General features: G+C 68.5%; 13 protein-coding genes. 10 read left to right on the top strand and 3 right to left on the bottom strand.

Annotation, left to right across the window (positions count from 1 at the left end; translation table 11 throughout):
• Window positions 1-42: 42 nt before the first annotated feature.
• The gene (locus ACQPW1_RS35880) at window positions 43-1,053 is read left to right on the top strand and encodes an LLM class flavin-dependent oxidoreductase (RefSeq protein ID WP_433656737.1); all 1,011 of its coding nucleotides are present in this window, start codon (window positions 43-45) and stop codon (window positions 1,051-1,053) included.
• A gap of 230 nt (window positions 1,054-1,283) precedes the next feature.
• Here ACQPW1_RS35880 and ACQPW1_RS35885 read toward each other — a convergent pair whose 3' ends face one another.
• Window positions 1,284-1,871, bottom strand: a complete 588-nt coding sequence (locus ACQPW1_RS35885; protein ID WP_433656739.1) for a hypothetical protein — start codon at window positions 1,869-1,871, stop codon at window positions 1,284-1,286.
• Window positions 1,868-2,509, bottom strand: coding sequence for a papain-like cysteine protease family protein (locus ACQPW1_RS35890; RefSeq protein WP_433656741.1), 642 nt, complete (start codon window positions 2,507-2,509; stop codon window positions 1,868-1,870). Before ACQPW1_RS35890 ends, ACQPW1_RS35885 begins: the two co-directional genes overlap by 4 nt.
• Window positions 2,510-3,123: 614 nt before the next feature.
• On the opposite strand from ACQPW1_RS35890, the gene ACQPW1_RS35895 reads away from it, so the two are divergent.
• The gene (locus ACQPW1_RS35895; protein ID WP_433665433.1) at window positions 3,124-3,630 is read left to right on the top strand and encodes a C1 family peptidase; all 507 of its coding nucleotides are present in this window, start codon (window positions 3,124-3,126) and stop codon (window positions 3,628-3,630) included.
• A gap of 20 nt (window positions 3,631-3,650) precedes the next feature.
• On the opposite strand, the gene ACQPW1_RS35900 is transcribed toward ACQPW1_RS35895, so the two are convergent.
• Complete coding sequence (locus ACQPW1_RS35900) at window positions 3,651-4,430, bottom strand: GntR family transcriptional regulator (RefSeq protein WP_433656743.1); 780 nt, start codon at window positions 4,428-4,430, stop codon at window positions 3,651-3,653.
• Between the two features lie 98 nt (window positions 4,431-4,528).
• Here ACQPW1_RS35900 and ACQPW1_RS35905 point away from each other — a divergent pair, with 98 nt between their 5' ends.
• The 8 genes from ACQPW1_RS35905 to ACQPW1_RS35940 all read left to right on the top strand — a co-directional run bounded on the left by ACQPW1_RS35905 (window position 4,529) and on the right by ACQPW1_RS35940 (window position 14,782).
• Window positions 4,529-5,656 (top strand): TIGR03364 family FAD-dependent oxidoreductase, encoded by a 1,128-nt coding sequence (locus ACQPW1_RS35905; protein WP_433656745.1) that lies wholly within the window; start codon window positions 4,529-4,531, stop codon window positions 5,654-5,656.
• Between the two features lie 8 nt (window positions 5,657-5,664).
• Window positions 5,665-6,354, top strand: a complete 690-nt coding sequence (locus tag ACQPW1_RS35910) for a phosphonatase-like hydrolase (RefSeq protein ID WP_433656747.1) — start codon at window positions 5,665-5,667, stop codon at window positions 6,352-6,354.
• Between the two features lie 83 nt (window positions 6,355-6,437).
• On the top strand, window positions 6,438-7,511 hold the full coding sequence (locus ACQPW1_RS35915) for a 2-aminoethylphosphonate ABC transporter substrate-binding protein (protein ID WP_433656749.1): 1,074 nt from the start codon (window positions 6,438-6,440) through the stop codon (window positions 7,509-7,511).
• Window positions 7,512-7,590: 79 nt separating this feature from the next.
• Complete coding sequence (locus ACQPW1_RS35920; protein ID WP_433665434.1) at window positions 7,591-8,808, top strand: ABC transporter ATP-binding protein; 1,218 nt, start codon at window positions 7,591-7,593, stop codon at window positions 8,806-8,808.
• Between the two features lie 124 nt (window positions 8,809-8,932).
• The gene (locus ACQPW1_RS35925) at window positions 8,933-9,829 is read left to right on the top strand and encodes a 2-aminoethylphosphonate ABC transporter permease subunit (RefSeq protein ID WP_433656751.1); all 897 of its coding nucleotides are present in this window, start codon (window positions 8,933-8,935) and stop codon (window positions 9,827-9,829) included.
• Between the two features lie 4 nt (window positions 9,830-9,833).
• A complete protein-coding gene (locus tag ACQPW1_RS35930) occupies window positions 9,834-10,631 on the top strand; it encodes an ABC transporter permease (protein ID WP_433656753.1) in 798 nt (265 codons plus the stop codon).
• A 135-nt stretch (window positions 10,632-10,766) separates the two neighbouring features.
• A complete protein-coding gene (locus tag ACQPW1_RS35935; protein ID WP_433656755.1) occupies window positions 10,767-11,363 on the top strand; it encodes a DUF4126 domain-containing protein in 597 nt (198 codons plus the stop codon).
• Window positions 11,364-11,488: 125 nt separating this feature from the next.
• On the top strand, window positions 11,489-14,782 hold the full coding sequence (locus ACQPW1_RS35940) for a hypothetical protein (RefSeq protein WP_433656757.1): 3,294 nt from the start codon (window positions 11,489-11,491) through the stop codon (window positions 14,780-14,782).
• Window positions 14,783-14,987 lie beyond the last annotated feature (205 nt).

Consider the following 14,987-nt stretch of genomic DNA (forward strand, 5'->3'; position numbering starts at 1 on the left):
CTATTGGTTGACATCGACACTACTGAGGAAAGAGGCTCGACCGTGGAATTGGGACTCACGACGTTCGCCGAGCTGTACCCGGTCGGCGACCGGCCCGCGCCGAGTGCGGCCGAGCGGTTGCGTCAGGTGGTCGAGGAAGCTGTCGCCACCGATCAGGCCGGCTTGGACGTGTATGGCGTCGGCGAACACCATCGCAAAGACTTCGCCGCCTCCTCGCCTGCGGTCGTATTGGCCGCCATCGCGGCGCGGACCGAGAAGGTCCAGCTGACCAGCGCGGTCAGCGTGCTGAGCTCCGACGATCCGGTACGCGTGTATCAGGATTTCGCGACGCTGGACGGATTGTCGAACGGTCGCGCGGAGCTGATGGCCGGGCGCGGTTCCTTCACGGAGTCGTTCCCGCTGTTCGGCTACGACCTGTCCGACTACGACGAGTTGTTCGAGGAGAAGCTGGCGCTGCTGCTGCACATCCGCGAGGACGAACCGGTCACCTGGTCCGGCAAGTTCCGCGCACCGCTGCGCAACGCCACCGTCTACCCGCGCACCGACAACCGGCCGCTGCCGGTGTGGATCGCGGTCGGTGGTTCCCCGGAATCGGTGGTCCGTGCCGGACTGCTCGGCCTGCCGCTGGCCATCGCGATCATCGGTGGTCAGCCCGCCCGGTTCAAGCCGCTGGTCGATCTGTACCACCGCGCCCTCGCCGAGGGCGGGCACGAGAAGCAGCCGGTGGCGGTGCACGCGCACGGCTATATCGCCGACACCGACGAGCAGGCGGTCGCCGACTTCTACGAGCCGTACGCACTGGCCATGAGCGTCATCGGCCGGGAGCGCGGCTGGGGTCCGATGACCAAGGCCCAGTTCGACGGCCTGCGCTCGAAAGAGGGTTCGCTGTTCGTCGGTAACCCCGACTACGTCGCCGAGAAGATCGCCGACATCCGCGACACCCTCGGCCTGGACCGATTCATGCTGCACACCAGCGTCGGCACCCTGCCGCACGAGAAGGTGCTGCACAACATCGAACTGCTCGGCGCGAAGGTCGCACCGCAGGTCGGCTGAGTGGAAACCCATTGCGCCGCGCACATATCGACGCCCCGCGCACGAAATCACTGACGATTCCGTGCGCGCCGCGCGAGTCGATGCGCGGCACGTAAATCCGTGCGCGGCAAGCAAGTCGGTGCGCGGCGGTGCGAGGCGCGTGGCAGTGGCAGAGCGGCGCACATTGTCGCGTCACGCGTACGAAATTGCTCGCTGTTTCGTGCGCATCGAACGAAAAGGTGCGCGGCGGGTCAACGGGTTTGCAGCCAGGCGCGGAACTCCGCGCTGTCGAACTCTTTGCCCGCCAATGCCGGGGTCGTACCCGAGGTGAGCACGGTGACCCTGGTTCGCGTCCAAGCGAACCAGGTATGGGTCGGATAGTCGAGCAGCAGCCGGACATCGGCCGCGCGCGGTTGGCTCGTCTCTTCCACCCCCGTCGCCATGGCCCGCGGCAGATACGGCGGCGACGGTTCCAACTGCACCGTATCGGCGGCACTTCGCCCAGCCAGGTCGACCGGCACCGCGATATAGGACGCGATCCCGGCGCGCTCGAGGGTGCGTCCGGGATCGTCACGGAACGACGGATCGGTCGCGTACACCGTGACCGGCGCACCCGCTCGCCGAAGTGCCGCGGCCCCTACATCATTCGACGCATCCGACGATCGAAGGAACGATCCCGCGAGACGCTGCGCCGCCGGAGTGCCGATCGCGCTGTCGATGGCACTGTCGGGTGGCTCGCTCTCCCACGCCATCTCGGATGGACCGTTGTTCGCACAACCCGACAGCGCCAGACCGACGGCCAAGGCGCCGATCGCGAACCATGAAACCGATCCCCTCATCGGGGCGCGATGCCGTAATCCTCGCCGAACCACGTCCAGTCCGAATTCCGGCTGTAGGAGTCGATCGCCTGCGTGACGCTGCGCCGCGAGGACGGCCACGGATCGCCGTACGTGATGGTCCCGGCATCCTTGTCGAAGCCGTAGATCACCTGCGCGTGCCCGCCACCCGCGGCCCACGCGATACCGCTGAGGATCGGGCGATTGGCCGAGATCTCATCGATGACCTTGGCCATCGACAAGGGTGCGCCGACGGCCGCATCGAAACCGATCCCGCGGAAAGCCGAGGCGATCTGCTCGAGCGATGCCTCCTCATTCGGGCAGGCACCCTCGGCGCTGACGCCGTGTACCAGTGCGCAGTACTGATTCTGGCTGATCGGCCGGTGCAGATAGGTGGCTATCGAGGAGCCGTCGGCGGCCCAGCACCACTGATCCGCGATCTGGGTCTGCTGGAGATACGGCAGGGTCTGCGCACCGAAGGCGGCGCTGCGAGGTTCCGGCACCCGAGGCAGGTTCGGCGTCACCACCAAGCCGTAAGAATGCCCGTCGGCGGGACCCGGGTCGGCGACGGCGGAGCCGTGGACTGCGCAGGCGAGGAATATCGCGACAGGGCCGCAGACCAGCTTCCATTTCGACGCCATGCCTCATCCTTCCGAGCGGAAATACCATGGCACGCTACATATCCGCACACCCGGCCGCAATACCGCCGCATCGAATCACAGTGCATATGGGCGACTTGGGCGAATTTACTTGCGAGACACCGTCGTTAACAACGACTTAAATGAATCAGCCTGACTTTTATATTGTCGCCGCCGAAATGCCGTGGAACACTCCCTGTTCAGTTCGCCGATCATTCCATCCAGAAGTGATGGATCATGGGGGCTCAGCAGGAGGAACCTTGCACTATTCGCGCTTGTCCACCGCTCTCGTATCCGCCCTGGGAATCAGCCTCGCGGTGTCGGCCACCGCGCACGCCGCCCCGGACGAACCCGCTCCGCAGCTCAAGCACCATGCGTTCGGACTCGATCGCGCGGCCGCCCACGACAGCCTCAGCCGGGATACCACCGTCGGCTCGGCACTGCCGGTCACGCTGGGCGCGATCGGTGCACCACCAGCCTCATATTCGCTGCGCCAGTACGCATTACCCGCAGGCGATCAGGGCCCCGTCGGATCGTGCGTCACCTGGGCAACCGGGTATACCGGGTACGGGGTACTGATGAACGAACAGCAGATCGCAGGCGATCCGATGGCCCCCATGTTCATCTACGCGCAGATCGCACAGGGCAACGATCAAGGCACCTACGCCGGAGTCGCGTTGCCGCTGGAACAGCAGCAGGGCATCGACACCAAAGCCGATTACTGGCAGGGCGATTTCGACTACACGACTCAGCCCGACGCCAAGGAACGCACGAACGCCGCCCATTATAAACTGTCCGGAGCACTGGATCTGTCCAAGGGCGATATCGTCACCAACATCAAGAAGGCGATCGCCTCCGGCCTGCCGGTGCCGTTCGGATTCGATGTCCGGGAAAGCTTCGAAGACCTGGACAGCACCCATGACAACTACAATCCATCGACCCGCGAGAAAATCTTGGGCGGCCACGAGGTCACCATCGTCGCATACGATGCCAACGGGGTGACCATCGAGAATTCATGGGGCCCGAACTGGGGCAAGAACGGCTTTTTCACCGCCCCTTGGTCTTTCATCACCAGCGCGGACGTGAACGAAATCCACTCGATGGGCCGCCTGTTTCCCGCCTGACAGCCACTGAGCGAGCGGGCTTACTTGGTGAGGTGCGCCTCGAAGGCGATGCGGTCGCCACGGTAGAGGCCACGGACCCGCTCGATCGGTTCACCGTCGGCATCCAGGCTGCGGCGGTGCAGCAGCAAAAGCGGTAGGGCCGTGGTGCATTCGAGCAACGCGGCCTCCCGCGGGGACGCGAGCACCGTTTCGATGCGTTCGGTGGCGCGGCCGAAGATCACTCCCGAACCGCGCACCGCGGCATACAGCGACGTGGTCGGGTCATAGGTGGTGCGGAGACCGGCGAAGCGGTGCAGGGGAAGGAACGTGCTCTCCAAGCCGATGCGTTCGCCGTCGGCGAGCAGTACGCGCTCCAGGTGCATCACCGAAGTCCCCACGGGCACAGCGAGATCGCGCGCGGTGTCGGCATCGGCGGGCACGTCGTCCCAACTGACGAGCAGACGGCCGGGGACGCGGCCGTAACTGATGGCACCCTCGGTGTAGGAGCGAAGAGACAAGGGCTGCACCATTTTCGGCCGAGAGACCACGGTGCCGCGCCCCTGCCTGCGAATTCGCCCCTCCACCAGCAGATCTCGCAGCGCTTGCCGCACTGTCTCGCGCGCCACCTCGAACCGGACCGCAAGATCACGCTCCGAGGGCACCGGATCACCCTCGTCCAGGCCGCTGAGGATCGTCTCGAGCTCGGTACGCACGCGATACGACTTCGGCAGCCGGTCGGGTAGCGCGAATTCGGCGCGCCCGCCGCGTATGTCGTCGGGTGCCACCGCGGCGCCGACCCCCTCCACCTCCGTTGCTTCCATGTGGCACAGCCTACCCGCAATTGGTCTATACCAATTGTTAACCTGGCGTTAGCGCAGGAAACACCCCTTGGTCTAGACCAATGTGCACCATGGGGACCATGCGATTGGTCATCATCGGAGGTGGGATCCTCGGCACCGCACACGCCCTGGCCGCCGTCCGCCGCGGTCACGAGGTCGTGCAGTTGGAGCGGGAGACCGAGGCCCGCGGCGCGACGGTACGAAACTTCGGCCTGGTGTGGGTCTCCGGGCGCTCCGCCGCCGAGCTGGCGCTGACGCTGCGCTCGCGGGAGCTGTGGGAGGAGATCGGCGGCCAGGTGCCCGGCGTCGGGTTCCGCCCCGCCGGGTCCATCACGCTGGTCCGCACGCCTGCCGAGCTCGCTGTCGCCGAGGCCGCCGCGGTCGGTCCGTCGGCCGACGCGCGCGGGTTCGAGTTGCTCGAACCGGAGCAGGTGCGTGCGATCAACCCCGCGCTGCGCGGCAAATTCTTTGCCGGACTGCATTGTTCGACGGACGCCGCGGTCGAGTCGCGGCAAGCACTGCCCGCGCTGCGCGCCTACATGGCGGCCACGGGCCGGTACACCTTCCACGCCAGCACCGAGGCCAGGTCGGTCATCGACACCGGCGCGGGCGCGACCGTGCGGGATGACCAGGGCCGCCGCTTCGACGCCGATCTGGTGCTGGCCTGCCCCGGCGCCGCGCACAGCGGCCTGACCCGCGAGCTGGTCGACAACCTGCCGGTGCGCCGGGTCCGGCTGCAGATGATGCAGACCGCGCCGCTCGGCGAACCGCTCACCACCGCCATCGCGGACGGCGACAGCTTCCGCTACTACCCCGGCTTCGCGGGCGACGAGGTGGACACGCTGAATCGCGAACAGTCCCAATCGGCTACCGCCGCCGAACACAAGATGCAGCTGCTCTGCGTGCAGCGGCTGCATGGCGGGCTCACCATCGGCGACACCCACGAGTACGACGAGCCATTCGCGTTCGACGTGGACGAGGCGCCGTACGAGCACCTCACCGCGGTCACCGAGGAACTGCTCGGACGCAAACTGCCGCAGGTGGTTCGGCGCTGGGCCGGCGTGTACAGCCAGAGCACCGACCCGACCGCGATCGTCGCCCGCGCCGAGGCGGGCGAGCACACGTGGGTGATCACCGGCCCCGGTGGCCGCGGCATGACCCTTGGACCCGCGATCGGCGAGCAAACCGCCGACCTGCTGAACCTGTGAGGATTACGTTGTCCGACAACACCATTCAACTGGCCGTGCTGGACATGGCGGGCACCACCGTCGCCGACGGCGGCCTGGTCCTGCGCGCCTTCGACGAAGCCGCCACCGCGGCGGGCATCGCAGCCGAAGGGCCGGAACGCGAGCAGGCCCGGAAGTACGTGCTGGACACGATGGGTCAGTCGAAGATCACCGTCTTCCGTGCGCTGCTGACCGACGAGGATCGCGCCCAGGAAGCCAACCGCGCCTTCGAGAGTGCGTACGAGGCATTGATCGACGAGGTCGACATCACCCCGATTCCCGGTGCGGCCGAGGCCATTACCAAGCTGCGCGGCGCGGGCGTCAAGGTCGCGCTCACCACCGGCTTCAGCCGGTCCACCCAGGACCGCCTGCTGCAGGCGCTGGACTGGAAAGACATCGCCGACCTGACCCTGGCACCATCGGATGCTGGACGCGGCCGCCCCTACCCCGACATGGTGCTCACCGCGCTGCTGCGGTTGCAGGCCGACGCCGTGGATCGCGTTGCGGTACTGGGCGATACGACGAGCGACATCGCCACCGGCCTGGCCGCGGGCGCCCGGATCGTCGCGGGCACGCTCACCGGCGCACACGACGACGCGCAGCTGCGCGCGGCGGGCGCCACCCATGTCGTGCCGTCGGTGGTCGAGTTCGCCGAACTGGCACTCGCCGACCACACCTGACTCCGTCCACCGGCCTCCGCCGCCGACGGTCCACCCGCCCCTCCGACTCCGACACTCCTCACGAACCGAAAGTTGTAGTCATCGTGCGTACTTCGTACAAGCCGGCCCAGCTGGCACGCACCCTCGCCCGCACCGCGCTGCTCGTCGCCACCGCCACCGCCGTCGCGGCCACCGCGGCCTGTGGCGGCACCGGCACCGAGAGCGAGAGCGGCAAGACCGTCACGGTCTACTCCGCCGACGGTGTCGGCCCCTGGTACCAGACCCAGTTCGCGGAATTCAAGAAGCAGACCGGGATCGCGGTCAACCTGGTCGAGGCCGGTTCCGGCGAGGTCGTCAACCGGGTCGACAAGGAGCAGGCCAACCCGCAGGCCGACCTGCTCGTCACGCTGCCGCCGTTCATCCAGAAGGCGAAAGCCAGTGGGCTGCTGCAGGACAGCGGCGTCGACACCAGTTCGGTCCCCGCGGCCGACAAGGACGCCGAGGGCAAGTACGTCACCCTGGCCAACAACTACCTCTGCTTCATCGCCAACCCGTCGGTCGACGCCACCAAGCTCACCTGGGACGACCTGCTGAAGCCGGAATTCAAAGGCAAGCTGCAGTATTCGACACCCGGCCAGGCCGGTGACGGCACCGCCGTGCTGATCCTGCTGCAGAAGCTGCTCGGCAAGCAGGGCGCGCTGGACTACCTGAACAAGTTGCAGGCCAACAATGTCGGGCCGTCCTCGTCCACCGGCAAGCTGCAGGCCAAGGTCGACAAGGGTGAGCTGACCCTCGCCAACGGTGACGTGCAGATGAACCTGAGCACCATCAAGGAGAAGGGCTCGAAGTTCACCGTCTTCTTCCCGGCCGCCGCCGACGGCAAGAAGTCGACCGTCGCGGTCCCCTACGTGATGGGCCTGGCCAAGGGCGCACCGCACAAGTCCGACGCGACGAAGCTGATGGAGTTCCTGCTCTCCGCGCAGGTGCAGAAGACGCTGGGCCCGGACGCTTTCGCGGTGCCCGCCCGCGCGGAACTGCGTGATGCCCCGGCCACCGGGGCGGGTCCGTCGCCGAGTGCGGCACTCAAGGGTGTCGAGGTGCTTCCGGTCGATTGGAACAAGGTGCTCACCGATCTGGACGGCGACCTGGCCGCCTACCAGAAGGCCACCGGTAGCTGAAACGCCCTCAACCACATAGGGAGTCGACATGTCCACCGGTGACGCTCATGACTCCGTCTCGCTGGCGCTCGGCTCCACCATGAGCGCCAAGGCGGCTGTATCTACTGATCGCTCGCTACGCTCGCTCAAGAAAACATCCACCACCGCCCCGTCTCGAACCGCCACCAGCGAACCGGCGATCGTGTTCGACCGGGTCGGGGTCAGCTACCGGAGCGGCCGCAAAACCACTGTCGCGCTGGCCGATTTCACGCTGCGCGTCGCCGCGGGCGAGACCGTCGCCCTGCTCGGACCGAGCGGCTCCGGCAAGTCGACCGCACTCAAGGCCCTGGCCGGATTCGTCCGGCCGACCTCGGGCGCGGTCCGGCTGGCCGGCCGCGACGTCACCGACCTGTCCCCCGCCAAGCGCGGGATCGGCGTGGTCGTGCAGTCCTACGCGCTGTTCCCGCACATGAGTGTGCACGGCAATGTCGCCTTCGGGTTGAAGTCACATCGGGTGCCGCGCAACGAGATCGGCGCCCGGGTGACCGAGGCGCTGGCCATGGTCGGTATGGGCGCCTACGCCAAGCGGCTGCCCAGGGAGCTGTCCGGCGGCCAGCAGCAGCGGGTGGCGATCGCTAGGGCGCTGGCCATCCGACCCAAGGTGCTGCTGCTGGACGAGCCGCTCGCGGCGCTGGACGCCCAGTTGCGGCAGTCCATGCTCGGCGAGCTGCAACTGCTGCGAAAGGCGTTGCCGGACACGGCGATGCTGTACGTCACGCACGACCAGTCCGAGGCGCTCGCACTGGCCGACCGCATCGCGGTGATGTGCGACGCCCACCTGGTCGACATCGACACCGCCGAGAACCTCTGGCGGCGGCCGCCCAGCGACTTCACCGCCGCATTCCTGGGCGGCGCAAATCTGCTGCCCTGCACCGTGAACCGGCTGTCGGGCGGTTCGGCACTGGTCACCGTCGGCACCCAGACCCTGCGCGCGGAGGCACCGACACCCGGTGTCGGCCAAGAGAACTGGACCCTCGACGCCCCCGCCCTGCTGTGCGTGCGCCCACACACCGTGCGCATCGGCGCGACCGCCGAGCGAGACGCATTGCGCGGCACGGTCGTCTCGGCAGTCTGGCGCGGCGCATCCACCCGCCTCAATGTCGCGGTGGACGGCTTGGCCGACGAGGTCACCGCCGACGTCCCCGGCCAGGTCGACACCGCCATCGGTGCCGTCGTCGGCGTCCGCTTCCCCGACCCCGCCGGTGTCCTGATCCCCCGCGCCGTCGGCCACACAACCCCCCGCGAGGTCTCGCAATGAGGCGCCGTCAGAATTCGCGCACACCTTCTGACTTCCCGCACACGCAATCGCATGCCATTCGGTGTGCGGGGAATCAAGTGGTATGCGGCAGGCCAGCGGGACGACGGGGAGAAGGCGGTCGGTCATGAGCGTACCTGCGGTGCTCGAGCCGATTGCCGCGCCCGAACCGTCGAGTCAGCCGGTGCGGCAACGCAACTGGAAGCCCGTGCTGTGGAGCCTGCCGCCGCTGCTGGTGGTGCTGTTCATCGCCGTGTACCCGATCGTGCGGGTGCTCGCCGAGTCCACGGTGACGCCGAGCGGCCGGGGCACTTCGGTCTGGTCGCAGGTACTCGGATCCGAGTCGTTCCGGGATGCGTTGTGGCGCACCGTGTTCATCGCGGTGACCTCGGTCGCGGGCTGCCTGGTGCTCGGCACGTTCCTGGCGATCGTGTTGGCGTTCGTGCCGTTTCCCGGGTCGCAGGTGGTCGGGCGGCTCATCGACACCGTGCTGACGCTGCCGTCGTTTCTCATCACGCTGGCATTCACCTTCCTGTACGGCACGGCGGGCGCGGTGAATGCGCTGATCACCCGCATCACCGGGAACAACGAACCCGCACTGAACTTCCTGAGTACCCCGCTCGGCGTAATCCTGGCCGAGATCACCTTCTTCACGCCGTTCGTGGTGCGCCCGCTGCTCGCCGCGTTCGCGCAACTGCCGCGCGAACAGCTCGACGTGGCAGCCAGTCTCGGCGCCTCGCCGTGGCGGGTGCTGCGCCAGGTGGTGCTGCCGGAGGCCTGGCCCGCGCTCGCGGCGGGCGGCAGCCTGGTGTTGCTGTTGACGCTCAACGAGTTCGGCATCGTGCTGTTCACCGGCGCCAAGGGCGTGATCACGCTGCCCGCGCTGATCTACACCCGCGGCATCGTCACCTTCGATCTGCCCGGCGCCGCGGTACTCGCCTCGGTGCAGGTGCTGCTGTCGCTCACGCTGTACATCGGGTACCGGCTGATCTTCGCCCGGTTCACCGCCCGGAAGGAGAACTGACGCCATGCTGATGTGGACCAAGCGCGGCCGGGCCGTCGTACTCGCCGCGTTCGCACTCGTGGTGTTCGTGGTGTTCGTCGCGCCGATCGCCACCGTCGTCGCGGCCGCGTTCGCCGGGCACTGGACCGGCCCGCTGCCCTCGGACCTCGGCTTCGCCAACTTCGGGCGCGCGCTGTCCGGCGAGCAGGCGGCCAGCCTCTCGGTGAGCCTGCAGACCGCGCTGCTGGCCGGCGCCGTCTCGCTGATCCTCGGCACCTGGGCGGCACTGGCCTCGCGCGAGGCGCCCGGCTGGTGGCGGCGCTGCACCGACGCGGTGTTCCATCTACCGGTCGCGGTCCCGTCGGTGGCCATCGGCCTCGGTGTGCTGATCGCGTTCAACGAGCGTCCCGTGCTGCTCGGCGGCACCAAATGGATTGTCATCCTTGCGCATTCGGTGCTCGTGCTGGCGTACGCGTTCAGCGCGGTCGCCGCCGCCCTGGACCGGCTCGACCCCGGTTACCGCGAGGCCGCCGAATCGCTCGGCGCGAATCCCCTCCGGGTCCTCTGCCAGGTGACGCTGCCGCTACTACTGCCCGCACTCGGCGCTGCCGCCGGACTCGCCGTCGCCCTGTCCATGGGCGAACTCGGCGCGACCATCATGGTCTACCCGGCCACCTGGAAGACCCTCCCGGTCGGCATCTTCGCCCAAACCGACCGCGGCGAGGTCTTCGACGCCGCCGCAAGCACCACGCTCCTGGTCCTGGTCACCCTCGTCGCGCTCGTCCTCCTCGGCCGCCTCCGCAGCCGCGCCGCCCTGCGCTGACCACAGCCGCACACTTTCTGATTTCCCGCAGATGGAATGGCATGCGATTCCGTCTGCGAGAAATCAAAGGGTGTGCGGCTGGGCGTGTTCTCGGTGGTCGGGGCGGGCGGCCGCGTCTCGACCTAGGATGACGTCGTGTCAGCACTTCCCCTGATCTTCACCGCGGGCTGGGCGAGCGGCGTCAACGCCTACGCCGTGGTGCTGCTGCTCGGCCTCTTCGGCCGCACCGGCCTGTCCGATTCGGTGCCGGACGCGCTGCAGCGCACCGACGTGCTGATCGCCGCCGCGGTGCTGTTCCTGATCGAGGCGGTCGCGGACAAGATTCCGTACTTCGATTCGTTCTGGGACGCGCTGCACACCGTGGTCCGGCCCGCCTCGGGTGCCGTCGTCGCGGCTTTGCTTGCGGGACAAGACGGTTCGCTGCCCGAGCTGGCCGCAGGCGCGGTCGGCGGTGCGACGGCGCTGGCGAGCCACCTGGTCAAGGCCGGAACCAGGATGGCGATCAATACCTCGCCGGAACCAGTGACCAACATCGTGACCAGCACCGCCGAGGACGTCTCCGTCGCGGGCATCGTGACCCTGGCCATTTTCCATCCGCTCCCGGCGGCCATCGTCGCGGGCGTGCTGCTGTTGATCGGGTTGATCCTGGTGGCCTTCCTCGCCACCCGCATCCGCCGCTATCTGCGCCGCCGCAGAGAGCGCCGGGAGGCCCGCGGCGCGGTCGCGACCTGACCGCGGCGCGGGTGTAGCGCGGGCCGTTTCGATCTCGGTCCGGCGAAACCCGGTGTGCGCGACATATCCTCACAACGACCACGGGGGTTTCCTCCGCATCCGAGGGAAGGTTGGCGGTCGAACATATGGCATCACCGGCGACGAAGCTAGTGAAGGACATCGAGCCGTTGTCCGCGCCGCAGCGGCGCCGGGCCATCGCGGCGGTGGCGTTGCGGATGGCCGGCACGGCTGAGCTCAGCGCGCTGCTGACCGATCTGGCGGGGCGCGGACGCTACGAGCGGATCCTCTCGATTCACCTGGCCGCGATCGCCGCCGACCGTGAACACCTTCTCGGCCAACTGGATTCGACGGGACAGGAGTTCGTCGCGCGCGCGGTCGTCGCGCTGGTCCGGATCGGCGTCGAGCCGCAGCTGCTGATCGAGCGGCTGCCCCGGATGGCACACCGGACGCGGCGGGTGCTGTATCGCGCGATCGGCCGCCGCACCCGCGACGTCGGCCTGGCCGACGGCTTGCTGCCCGAGGTCCGGCGGCTCTACGGGGATGCCGAGGCGGCGCGCATTCTGCCCTACTGCTCGACGCGGGTCGTCACCGAGCAACTGCCCGAGTTCGCCTACGCGGCGCCGAACTGGCAGACGTTGAGCCGCAGGCACGCTGCGGCGGTGCTCACCTACCTGACGGACCTGGCGGCCCAAGCAGGCGAGTCCGACTGGCCCGAGTTGTGGCTGCGCATCAGCGCGGGCGCGGACACCTTCGCGATCCGCGACCCGGACCGACTACTCGCCCTCGCCGCGCGCGCGGTGCAGTACGTGCAGCTCCGCAACCTGGATGCGATCGCGGGCAAGCTGACTCGGCACGACCCCGATGCCGTCGTCGAGCTGATCCTGCATCCGAGCGGCCGCGGCAACTGCCTCGCCGGACGTGCGTTGTTCACCGCGTTGCGCGAGCTCCCTGACGATCGACTGATCGCCGTATGCTCCGCGTATTCGGTGAACCACCGGCGGCGATTCCTGCACGCCCTGCCACCGGGGCGGCGCACCGAACTGGTGCGGCAGGTGTTCATCCGGCCCGGCGTCGATGCCGCGCAGGTCGATCTCGACGCGCTCGACAGCCTGCCCAGGCACGAGCGCGCGACACTGGCCCGTGAATTGCTTTCTCGCCAAGGCGGTTCCGACGATCGGCCGGTCCGGGAGCGGCTCATCGCCCGGCTGTCGTGGGAGGAAGCCGAACCCGTCCTGCACGAGAGCATCCGCCGCCCGACGGCCGACGAGCGTGCGGAGGCCTATCCGCTGCTGGTGGTCGCGGCGGTGGGCAGCCGCGACCCGGCGGTGGTCGGCGCGCTGCTCGATTCGCTGCGCCGCCTGCGCAACGAGCAGGATCCGGTGCGGTGCACCGCGTTACAGGCGATCAACCAGATCCCACCGACCCTGCTGCGCACCGAACACCTACCCGCGCTGGAGATTCTGGGCACGGACGCGCTGCAAGCCCGCGATCGATCGACGACGACCACCGGCGCGGTCGGCGTGCTGGCTCGCGCGCTGCTGGTCCACGGTGCCCGGGTCGACGATCCGGCCTGCACGGAAACGGCGCTCCGGTTGGTCGAAAGCCTTGCGGCGCATGCGGGCTCGGTGCCGCTGTGGGACCTGGACCGCAACCTGCCACGCGGCGCGGAACATCGGCTATTCGCGGCACTGCGTCGGCGACTCGAAGGTGATGCCGTGCGCGATGAATGGGGCCTCACCCTCGGCCTGGCCGGCGGCCTGAGGGAACGCGCGTGGAACGTCGCGCCGTTGCAGCAGTTACTGCTGCGGGCCACCGGCGCACGCAACGACGCGGTGATCCGCAGCGCGGTGGATCTGGCGCTGGCCAACCGGGCCACGCGCGACGAGCACCTCGGCATCCTGCTGAATCGGGACCGCTCGCTCATCTCGCTACCACGGGTGCAGCACGTGATCGCCACCCGCCGAACGGATCTGCTCGACTCGGTGCTCAACGGTGCCACGCCGGGCCGTTTCATCGCGCCGAAAGTGCGTCTGGTGCCCGACTTTCCGGATGGCTTCGACGGGTGGACCCCGCGGCAGATCGAGCTGTACGCGCGGGCGCTCACCGGGCTGGTGCGGTCGAAGGAATCCTCGACCTGGGAGAAGCAGTGGGCGGTACTGCGTTTGGGCCGCCTGCCCGGTAGCTTCGCGCGCCTGGTCGGCTACACCGAGCACGCCGAGCTGACGGTGGCCGAGGCGGCGCTCACCGCGCTCGGCCGCAGTGTCGAGGCGGAGGCCGCGATCGGCGTGCTCGGCCGGTATGTGGATTCCGATCGGGCGCGAGTCGCGGTGAGCGGCATCGCTTCCCGGGCCAGGAGCATCGCCCCGGATCGGCTCGCGGCCGCGCTCACCCCGCTGCTGGATTCGCCGAAGATCACCTCACTGAAGGAGGGCGTGCGGCTGCTCGCGGCGCTGCATGTGCCGGAGGCGATGGCGACGATCCGGGCGATCTGGGATCGGCCGAGCCAGCATCGCGACGTGAAACGCGCGGTCGTCTTCGCCTGTCGCTGGCTGTTGGAGCACGACGAGGCCTGGCAGATCCTGGCCGACGCGTCGCACGATCCGGCGGTGGCAGGCCAGGCATTGAATCTCACGCCCGCGCTCCTACCGATTCCGCAGCGGCGCAAGATGGCCGCGCTGGTGCGGGAGATGGCGGGCGGCGCCGATGTCCAGCTGGCCACCGAGGCGATGCGGGTGCTGAGCGGGTGGCAGCGCTGGGCGCCCGCCGACACCGGCGACATGCTGGTGCGCAGGCTCGCCGATCTCGGCGAGGCCGGGCTGTGGCGGCAGGCCGCGCGGGTGCTCGTCGGCGGTGATTTCCGGTCCGAGATTCCGGCCGCGGTGGATCGACTGCTGGCCGCCGAGGACATTGTCATCGCCGGTCGTGATCTTCCTGCGCGACAGCGACTCTCGATACTGCTCACCAATCTCGGCGCCTCGGCCCGGGTGGCGGACAAGGCGCGGGCGACGGCGGTCGTCGTGGCCGAGCGGCTGGCCGGCGAGACGCAGTGGCGGCGGTTTGCGATCGATCTGCTGCTCGCCCAGATCCGTTGGGCCGATGCCGCGTCGAGCGTGCGGTCGATCCAGCAGGCGTGCGGGCTGGCGCGGGGCGCCCTGGTTGTCTATCCGGCTGAACAGCTGCGGGCGCAGCTGGTGCGGACTGGGCAGCGGATGGATGCCGAGACCATGACGAGGGTGGCGCGCGACCTGTCCGCGGACGTGGACAGTGCGACCGCGTTGGCCGCGCTGGCGTTGATCTCGCAGTGCGGCAATCACTTCGGCTGGACGGCCACCTGGGTGGAGTTACTCGCCCGAATGCGGACGCACGGGCAGAGCAACGTTCGGGTGGCGGCGCACGAAATCTTCACCATTGCCGAGTGATTGCAGAGAATGCCGAGGTTCTCAGCGGGCGTGCCGCGCCAGTCGACCACGCGGCACGCCGGGCGGGGCGCCCCGTTGCGCCCGCCGTCACTGTGCAGGCGACGTGATCGTCCAGAGGGGGTCACTGGTCGGATGACAACCCTGGGACATCGCCTTTTGAGCAAGCGACGCTGTCGGGGCAGTGTCACTATCGCGGTGAAATCTG

The organism is Nocardia sp. CA-128927 (assembly GCF_050955855.1).
Lineage (GTDB): Bacteria > Actinomycetota > Actinomycetes > Mycobacteriales > Mycobacteriaceae > Nocardia.

Excerpts from the sequence above, each read along its gene's own strand:
- ACQPW1_RS35925 (WP_433656751.1), top strand. The coding sequence starts at position 8,933 with ATGAGCGTACCTGCGGTGCTCGAGCCGATTGCCGCGCCCGAACCGTCG.
- ACQPW1_RS35890 (WP_433656741.1), bottom strand. The coding sequence starts at position 2,509 with ATGGCGTCGAAATGGAAGCTGGTCTGCGGCCCTGTCGCGATATTCCTC.
- ACQPW1_RS35900 (WP_433656743.1), bottom strand. The coding sequence starts at position 4,430 with ATGGAAGCAACGGAGGTGGAGGGGGTCGGCGCCGCGGTGGCACCCGAC.
- ACQPW1_RS35920 (WP_433665434.1), top strand. The coding sequence starts at position 7,591 with ATGAGCGCCAAGGCGGCTGTATCTACTGATCGCTCGCTACGCTCGCTC.
- ACQPW1_RS35895 (WP_433665433.1), top strand. The coding sequence starts at position 3,124 with ATGTTCATCTACGCGCAGATCGCACAGGGCAACGATCAAGGCACCTAC.
- ACQPW1_RS35905 (WP_433656745.1), top strand. The coding sequence starts at position 4,529 with ATGCGATTGGTCATCATCGGAGGTGGGATCCTCGGCACCGCACACGCC.
- ACQPW1_RS35930 (WP_433656753.1), top strand. The coding sequence starts at position 9,834 with ATGCTGATGTGGACCAAGCGCGGCCGGGCCGTCGTACTCGCCGCGTTC.
- ACQPW1_RS35940 (WP_433656757.1), top strand. The coding sequence starts at position 11,489 with ATGGCATCACCGGCGACGAAGCTAGTGAAGGACATCGAGCCGTTGTCC.
- ACQPW1_RS35885 (WP_433656739.1), bottom strand. The coding sequence starts at position 1,871 with ATGAGGGGATCGGTTTCATGGTTCGCGATCGGCGCCTTGGCCGTCGGT.